The following is a 7,767-nucleotide window of genomic DNA, read 5'->3' on the forward strand; positions in this document are numbered from 1 at the left end:
GCCAGTGTGGACACGTGATCGAGTTCGAGCGGGCCACCAAACGCTACGCCGACGGCACCGTGGCCGTCGACGAATTCAGCGCGATCGTCCCCGCCAGGTCGACCACTGTGCTGCTCGGGTCGTCCGGCAGCGGCAAGACCACCCTGTTGCGCATGGTGAACCGCATGGTCGAGCCGACCTCGGGGCGGGTGCTGATCGATGACGTCGACGTGGCCACGGTCGACCCGGTGAAACTGCGCCGCAGCATCGGCTATGTCATGCAGAACGGCGGCCTGCTGCCGCACCGCCGCGTCATCGAGAACATCGCCACCGTGCCGCGGCTGACCGGCGTCGACCGCGCCACCGCGCACGACCGGGCCCTCGAACTCATGAACCTCGTCGACCTCGACCGGTCGCTCGCCCGGCGCTACCCCCACCAACTCTCGGGCGGGCAGCAGCAGCGGGTCGGTGTCGCCCGCGCGTTGGCGGCCGACCCCAACATCCTGCTCATGGACGAACCGTTCGGTGCTGTCGACCCCCTCGTGCGCGGCGACCTGCAGCAGTGGTTGCTCGGGCTGCAGCGCGAACTGGGCAAGACCGTGGTGTTCGTCACCCACGATGTCAGCGAGGCGCTGCTGCTCGGCGACCAGATCATCGTGCTCGAACCCGGCGCCCACATCGCCCAGCAGGGCACGGGCCGCGACATCCTGACCCGACCCGCCAATGACTTCGTCCGCCAGTTCGTGGGCCTCGACGCCGGTGAACGCCAACTGCATGCCGAACAGGTCGACGGCCAGACCCTGCTGCTCGACCGGCACGGCCGCCCCGCCGGGCTGCTGGCATGAGCTGGTGACATGACCTGGGTCATCGACAACCTCGACGTGATCGGGCGGCTGCTGGTCGCGCACCTCTACCTGGCGCTGCCACCCATCGTCGCCAGCCTGGTGCTGGCCATCCCTATCGCCTGGCTGGCCACCAAGGTGCGCTGGCTACGCGAACCGATCGTCGGCGGGGCGTCGTTGATGTACGCGATCCCGTCGCTGCCGCTGTTCATCGTGCTGCCGCTGGTGCTCGGCACCGGCATCCGCGACCCCATCAACGCCATTGTCGCGCTCACGCTCTATGGGCTGGCGCTGATGGTGCCCGCCACCGTGGACGCCCTGCGCCAGGTCAACCCCCAGGTCATCGATGCCGCCGTCGCGGTGGGGCACCCGCCGCTGCGCCGGTTCCTGACCGTGGAGCTGCCCCTGGCCGGCCCCGTGATGCTCTCGGGCCTGCGCGTGGTGGCCGTCAGCACCATCTCGTTGGTCACCGTCGCCTCGGTGCTGGGCCTGCAGAGCCTCGGTTCGTTGTTCGTCGACGGCTTCCAACGCGGCATCACCGAAGAGATCATCACCGGGCTGGTGGTCACCGCCGCGCTGGCGCTGCTGGTCGACTGGTTGCTGGGACGCGCAGGGCGTCTGGTGCTGCCGTGGACCCGCGCCAACGCCGGGCAACAAGTCGCACAACAAACCGCACAACGGACCGCGCAACAGACCGCGCAACCATCCGGGGGCCAGGCGTGAACTACCTGATCGCGGCCGTCAACTACCTGGCCGACCCCTCCCACTGGACCGGCCCCCTCGGCGCCGGCCCACTGCTGTGGCAACACCTCGGCTACAGCCTGCTGGGCGTGCTGATCTCGGCCGCCATCGCCGTGCCCATCGGCTGGTACGTCGGCCACACCGGCCGCGGCCGGGCACTGGCCGTGGCCCTGTCGGGGGCGGCCCGGGCCCTGCCCACCCTCGGCCTGGTCACGCTGTTCGGGCTGCTGCTCGGCATCGGTCTGGCCGCCCCGATGCTCGCCTTCGTGGTGCTCGGCGTGCCGAGCGTGCTGGCCGGCGCCTATGCGGGCATCGAGGCCGTCGACCCGGCGGTGGTTGATGGCGCCAGGTCGTCCGGCATGAGTGAATGGCAGGTGTTGACCCGCGTCGAGGTGCCGCTGGGGCTGCCGGTGCTGGTCGGCGGGCTGCGTTCGGCGATGCTGCAGGTCATCTCGACGGCCACGCTGGCGGCGTATGTTGGCGCGGGCGGGCTCGGCCGGCTGCTGTTCCTGGGCCTGAAAACCCAGGACTACGCCATGATGCTCGCCTCGTCGCTGCTCGTCATCGCGCTGGCGCTGGTCAGCAACATCGTCTTTGACATCATCCAGCGACTGGTCACCCCGGCCAGCGCCCGCACCACCTGAAAGGACACCCCATCATGGTGCAGTTCACCCGTCGTCACTTCGCGGCACTGGCAGGGCTCGCGGTGCTCGCCGGCTGCTCGTCCAATGATCCACTCGCCACGCCCTCGACCACCGCCACCGCGGCGGGCAGCGGCGCGTCCTCGGGCGCCAAACCCACGCTCGTCGTCGGCTCGCAGCAGTACTACTCGAACGAGATCATCGCCGAACTGTATGCGCAGGTGCTCGAGAAGGATGGCTACACGATCACCCGGCAGTACCAGATCGGCCAGCGCGAGATCTACCTTCCCGAGATCAAGAACGGCAAGATCGACGTCTTTCCCGAGTACGGTGGCAACCTGCTGCAGGCGCTCGACAAGTCGTCGAAGGCCCACACGAAGGACGAGATCATCACCGCCCTCGGCACGGCGCTCGGCTCGGGGCTGCGGGTGCTGAACGCCGCCGATGCCAGCGACCAGGACTCCTACACGGTGACCAAGGCGCTCGCCGACCAGCACGGGCTGGTCACGATCGCCGACCTCACCAAGGTGGGCGGCACCATCAAGGTCGGTGCCAACAGCGAGTTCGCGACCCGGCCCTATGGCCCCTCGGGGCTGAAGACCGTCTATGGCGTGACCGCCGAGGTCACCCCGATTGAGGATTCCGGTGGCCCGCTGACGGTGAAAGCCCTTGTCGACGGCAAGGTGCAGGCGGCCGACATCTACACCGCCGACCCGGCCATCGCCAAGAACAACCTGGTGGTGCTGCAAGACCCGAAGGCGCTGATCCTGCCGCAGAATGTCGTGCCCGTGGTCAGCCAGAAGGTGGACGAGGCAGCGGCGGCGGCCATCAACAAGGTGTCGGCGGCGCTGACGGCGGCCGACCTGCAGAAGCTGAACGCGCGCTCGGTCGACGAGAAGCTCAAGTCGGCCGAGATTGCCACCGACTGGCTGAAGCAGAAGGGGCTGGTCTGAAGTTCTGTGCAAGCAAACGGCTGAATGCGGCCCTGCGGGGCGGTTTCAGCCGTTTGACTGCACGGAGCTTTCTTGCACAGAACTCTGCGGCCCCGGCAGGTCACGCATGCGCACCAGCGGCGAGATCAGCACCGGCAGGGCCGAGGCCAGGGCCACTCCCGCGAAGATCCACAGCGCCTCGAGCACGCCCAGGTGTCGCCCGACCAGACCGCCCACGAACGCCCCGATCGGCATCGGGCCCCAGACCAGGAACCTGATCGAGGCATTCATGCGCCCCAGCAACGGTTTGGGACACAGCCGCTGGCGGAAACTCACCTGCGTCACGTTGTAGACCACCACCCCCCACGACGTCACGAACCAGCCGATGACAAGGGTCGGCACCGGCGACAGGTAGCTCGCGAGCGGGGTCGCGAACCCGGCCAGGCCCATCGCCAGCATCGACAGCGGGATGGCCCGGCCCTCGCCGACCCGGGCCGCGAACGGTCCTGCCGTCACGGCTCCGAGGATGCCGCCCACAGCCGCCACCGAGAACACCAGGCCAAGCAGGGTCTCGTCCAACCCAAGGGTCTTGATGGCATAGATGACGAACAGCGCCTGGGTGGCGCTCGACCCGAGGTTCACGATGCCGGTGGCGGCGACGATGCGGCGCAACAGCGGTTGGCGCACGACGAATGCGAGGCCTTCGCGGATCTCGGCCACCAACGGCCGCCGCCCGGCCGGGTGTGGCGCCTGCTCGACGTGGCGAATGCGGCTGACGAACAGGCTCGAGGCCGCCATGCAGACCGAGGTGACCGCGATCGTCAGCGGTGATCCCAGCAACCGGACGAGGCCGGATGCCGCGGCAGGTCCAATGACCTGGGCCACCTGCTGGCTGGCCTGCAGCTTGGAATTGCCCTCGCTGATCTGCGAACCCTCGACGATCTCGGGCAGGTAGGACTGGTTCGCCACGTCGAAGAACACCGTGATGCAGCCGACCAGGAACGCCACCACATACAGCTGGGGCAGGCTCAGCACCCCCAGCAACCACGCGGCCGGAAGCGTCAGCAGCAGCGCCGCCCGCCCGAGGTCGCCGATGACGATCACCCGCTTCTTGCGCCAGCGGTCGACCCAGGCGCCGGCGGGCAGGCCGATCAGCAGGAATGCCAGGGTCTCGAGGGCGGTCAGCACGCCCATCTGGAATTCATTGGCAGACAGCAGCCGCACCGCCATCAGGGGCATCGCGAACATCACGAACTGCATGCCGAAGACCGAGACCGTGTCGCCGAGCCACAGTTGGCGGAAGTCGTGGTGGCTGAAGAGGCTGCGGGGGCGAGGGGCCTGTGTGGTGGCGGGCTGATCGGTGGCGGGCAGGGTCACGCCATCGATGATCCGTCAGTGATTGAGCAATGTCAATCGGTGGTGCCCGGGTGCTCTGTCACACTTGCCTGCATGGTTGACGAGCACCAACACCGCCGCGAGTTCGTGGCGCGCGAGGCCACCGACGCCGAGGCGAAGGCGCTGGCCTCGGGACTGCGGCTGCGCATGCTGCGGATCACGCTGGACGAGCCCCTGACCAACCGCGAGATCGCCAAGGCGCTCGGGCTGAACCCCGCGACCGCCCTGCACCACGTGCGCACGCTGGTCGACACGGGCTACCTCGAGGCGCTCGAGCCGCGCCGGGGCAACCGTGGGGCGCGCGAGATTCCCTACCGGGCGACCGGCAAGTCCTGGTACACCCGCACGCCGTTCGCCGAGGCATCCATGCTCGAGGCCTTCCTTGCCGAGTTCGAGGCGGTCTCGCCCGACGAGCGTGACCTGGTCAGGCTCGGGTTGCGGCTGCCGGCCGACCAGATGGACGAGTTCAGGCAGCGGCTCCGCGATTTGGTGCAGGAATTCCATGACCGCCCCAGCGACCTGTCGGCCGAGCCGTGGTCGGTGTTCATCGCGGTGCACCCGGACCACAGCCGGACGGGGCGCCCCCGGCCGCAGCCAGGAGCGCCCCGCTCGTCCACGCTCGAATAACGGGACCTACTTCATCAGACCCAACGTCGTCGGCAGCCAGATCGACAGCGGCTCGATGAACGTGACCACCAGCAGGCCCAGGCACAGCGCCCAGAAGAACGGCCACAGGCGACCGATCAGTGCCTCGATGCGCACGTTCGCCACGCGGGCCGCGACGAACAGGTTGTTGCCGATCGGCGGTGACACGTTGCCCAGGCACATGTTGTAGACCATCATCGCGCCGAAGTGGATGGGGTCGACGCCCAGCTGGGTGACCACCGGCAGGAAGATCGGGGTGAAGATCAGGATGGCAGGGGTCGGGTCCATGACGGTGCCTGCGATCAGCAGGATGATCATGATGATCAGCAGGATCACCGTGGGGTTGCTCGAGAAGCCCAGCAGGCCCTCGGTCACCAGCTGCGGCACCCGGGCATAGGCGAGCACCCAGCCGAGGATGCCCGACATGCCGATCAGCAGCATGATGATGCCGGTCACCTTGGCGGCCTCCAGCACGATCTTCGGCAGTTCCTTGACCGGCAGCGTGCGCTGGATGAGCCCCAGCACCAGCGAGTACAGCACCGCGATCACGGCCGACTCGGTGGCGGTGAACCAGCCGAGCAGGATGCCGCCGATGACGATGAAGATCATCAGCAGCGCCGGGATGGCCTTGAGGAAGATGGTGAAGGCCTGCTTCAGCGTGGGCCGCTTGTCGGACGACTTCAGCTCGGGATGCTTGCGCGCATACAGGGCCACCATCAGCAGGCAGATGATCGTCCAGACCAGGCCTGGACCGACACCGGCCATGAACAGGGCGCCGATCGAGGTGCCCGAGACCAGCGAATAGACGATGAAGGTGTTCGAGGGTGGCAGCAGCATGCCGGCAGGTGACGACATGCCGTTGACCATGGCGCCCCAGGCGGGGTCGTAGCCCTCTTTCTTCATGCGCGGCGACAGCACCGAACCGACGGCGGCGGCACGCGGGGAGGCGGCCGAAGTCTGCCGAACCACGCTCGGTCGTGGCTGTGAAGCTTCCCGAGTCCATCGCGTCGGTGCTCTACGAGCTCAGCGGCGACCTCGGGTTCCCCGTGTCGGACGTGGGCGGCTTGATGCTGGTCCAGGCCCTCAACGAGGTTCGCGAGCGTACTGGTCAGCTGCCGCTGCCTGTTCCGGAGTATCTGGCTGGAGCGGTGCGGGAGTCGTTGCTCAGCGTGGAGGGGCCGACTCAGGATCCCCTTCCGGCGGAGAGGGGCGAGTCTCTGGCGAGCTAGGAAAGCAGCTGGGGGACCGGCCTGCCAGCCAGTCCCCCACAAAGTCGCACGTTTCTGCTGCTACCCCGACCGAGTTGGCGCTCGGCGACCGGGGTTCCCTGGCCCCTCACGAGGAGGGGCTGGGCTCAAACCATTTCCCGTTAAGGGATCCGCTGTGGTTTGAGAGTAGCACCCCCCACCGGTTGGACAGAAGTCTTCGGTGGAGGTTCCTCGATCGTGTCGTACCCGAAAACAGAGGGTCGGCAGTGCAGATCGGAGTGAGTGTGTGCTCTCGAGTGGGGTGGTCGTTGTGACCGCCGTCGAGTGTGTGCGTGTGCCGGCCCGGGTCGTCGTTGACCAGCAGCTGTCGGCGGATGCGGTGTTGATGGGGATGGTGTTGGACCGGGAGACGGTCCGGACGGGTCTTCCCGCGGGGTGGGTGTCGACCACCTACCAGCAGCTGCTGTGGCGGTGTGGGTGGGACGGGTTGTCTCCCGCGGCCGCGAGCAAGAAGGTGTCTCGGGCGTTGCGGTCGCTGCTCGATGCCGGCTACCTGCGGCGTCGTGGCCTGGGCGGGTCGGGGCGGTCGTACCAGTTGACGTCGCTGTGGGGTGCGGGTGATGTGGTCGAGGTTCCCGCGGCGCAGGTGTACGACGCGATCGGGTTGGGCGCTCGGGTGCTGCGGCACTGGTTGTTGTTGAGGCTGCTGGTCGGGCCCGCGGGGATCAGCGCTGCGCCGATCGTCGTGGAGTCCCGCCAGTTGGGGATTCGGCCGGCCACGGTGTCTCGTCAGCGTCGACAGCTGGCGGCCGCGGGGCTGATCGAGGTCCGTGAGGTCGTGGGCTACGAGTCGCTGGTCTCGACTGTTCCCGTCGGGGGGTGGTCGGCATGATGTCGTCCTCGTTCGTGCGGGTTCCTCACCTGGCCATCGACGACAGCGCGTTGACTGCTCACGCGTTGTCGGTGCTGGTGGCGTTGGCGAACACCCCGACTGCTGAGGGTGCCGATGGGTGGGTGCGGATCAGCGTGGCTGCGTTCGCCGCCCGGTGCGGGTGGGCGGCCGACAGTGACTGCGCCACCCGTAGGCGGGTGTCGCGGGCGCTGGCCAACGCGTTGGAGCAGGGTTTCCTGGAACGTCGGTGGGTGACCCTGGCGAAGTACCGGGCCCCGGAGTACCGCCTCACCCAGCGGTGGACAGAAGCGCTGGGCTTCGAGCCGCTGCCCAGGTGCCATCTGGAGCGGTTGACCCGGTGGGCTGGACGTGTCAGATGGTCTGTGTAAGTGAGGGTCTCCCTACTTGAAGGAGATTGACTGTGACCATGACCAATCCGAAGAAGGATTCCGGGGTTGAGCCGGAGGCTCGGAAGCTGCGGCGGGAGCTGTT

General features: G+C 67.9%; 10 protein-coding genes. 8 read left to right on the forward strand and 2 right to left on the reverse strand.

Features of this window, described 5'->3' with window-relative positions:
* Nucleotides 1-14 precede the first annotated feature (14 nt).
* Genes ACQCX5_RS06900 through ACQCX5_RS06915 form a run of 4 tightly spaced genes read left to right on the forward strand, consistent with a single transcriptional unit; the run spans nucleotide 15 to nucleotide 3,156 of the window.
* A complete protein-coding gene (locus tag ACQCX5_RS06900; protein ID WP_434541272.1) occupies nucleotides 15-824 on the forward strand; it encodes an ABC transporter ATP-binding protein in 810 nt (269 codons plus the stop codon).
* A gap of 9 nt (nucleotides 825-833) precedes the next feature.
* The gene (locus ACQCX5_RS06905) at nucleotides 834-1,544 is read left to right on the forward strand and encodes an ABC transporter permease (protein WP_434541273.1); all 711 of its coding nucleotides are present in this window, start codon (nucleotides 834-836) and stop codon (nucleotides 1,542-1,544) included.
* Nucleotides 1,541-2,206: an ABC transporter permease gene (locus ACQCX5_RS06910; protein ID WP_434541274.1), complete on the forward strand. Its 666-nt coding sequence runs from the start codon at nucleotides 1,541-1,543 to the stop codon at nucleotides 2,204-2,206. Before ACQCX5_RS06905 ends, ACQCX5_RS06910 begins: the two co-directional genes overlap by 4 nt.
* Nucleotides 2,207-2,220: 14 nt before the next feature.
* Entirely contained in the window at nucleotides 2,221-3,156 is a 936-nt protein-coding gene (locus tag ACQCX5_RS06915) for an ABC transporter substrate-binding protein (RefSeq protein ID WP_434541275.1), read from the forward strand.
* Between the two features lie 45 nt (nucleotides 3,157-3,201).
* Here the strand turns inward: ACQCX5_RS06915 and ACQCX5_RS06920 are convergent, their stop codons facing one another.
* Nucleotides 3,202-4,512 (reverse strand): MFS transporter, encoded by a 1,311-nt coding sequence (locus ACQCX5_RS06920; RefSeq protein WP_434541276.1) that lies wholly within the window; start codon nucleotides 4,510-4,512, stop codon nucleotides 3,202-3,204.
* Between the two features lie 72 nt (nucleotides 4,513-4,584).
* Here ACQCX5_RS06920 and ACQCX5_RS06925 point away from each other — a divergent pair, with 72 nt between their 5' ends.
* Nucleotides 4,585-5,157: a helix-turn-helix domain-containing protein gene (locus ACQCX5_RS06925; RefSeq protein ID WP_434541277.1), complete on the forward strand. Its 573-nt coding sequence runs from the start codon at nucleotides 4,585-4,587 to the stop codon at nucleotides 5,155-5,157.
* A 6-nt stretch (nucleotides 5,158-5,163) separates the two neighbouring features.
* On the opposite strand, the gene ACQCX5_RS06930 is transcribed toward ACQCX5_RS06925, so the two are convergent.
* A complete protein-coding gene (locus ACQCX5_RS06930) occupies nucleotides 5,164-6,144 on the reverse strand; it encodes a TRAP transporter large permease (protein WP_434541278.1) in 981 nt (326 codons plus the stop codon).
* An 8-nt stretch (nucleotides 6,145-6,152) separates the two neighbouring features.
* On the opposite strand from ACQCX5_RS06930, the gene ACQCX5_RS06935 reads away from it, so the two are divergent.
* The 3 genes from ACQCX5_RS06935 (at nucleotide 6,153) to ACQCX5_RS06945 (ending at nucleotide 7,664) form a co-directional block, all read left to right on the forward strand.
* Complete coding sequence (locus ACQCX5_RS06935; protein ID WP_434541279.1) at nucleotides 6,153-6,404, forward strand: hypothetical protein; 252 nt, start codon at nucleotides 6,153-6,155, stop codon at nucleotides 6,402-6,404.
* A 289-nt stretch (nucleotides 6,405-6,693) separates the two neighbouring features.
* Nucleotides 6,694-7,275: a hypothetical protein gene (locus tag ACQCX5_RS06940; protein ID WP_434541280.1), complete on the forward strand. Its 582-nt coding sequence runs from the start codon at nucleotides 6,694-6,696 to the stop codon at nucleotides 7,273-7,275.
* Entirely contained in the window at nucleotides 7,272-7,664 is a 393-nt protein-coding gene (locus tag ACQCX5_RS06945; RefSeq protein ID WP_434541281.1) for a hypothetical protein, read from the forward strand. Before ACQCX5_RS06940 ends, ACQCX5_RS06945 begins: the two co-directional genes overlap by 4 nt.
* Nucleotides 7,665-7,767 lie beyond the last annotated feature (103 nt).

This window comes from Aestuariimicrobium sp. G57 (assembly GCF_050110855.1).
Taxonomy (GTDB): Bacteria; Actinomycetota; Actinomycetes; order Propionibacteriales; family Propionibacteriaceae; genus Aestuariimicrobium.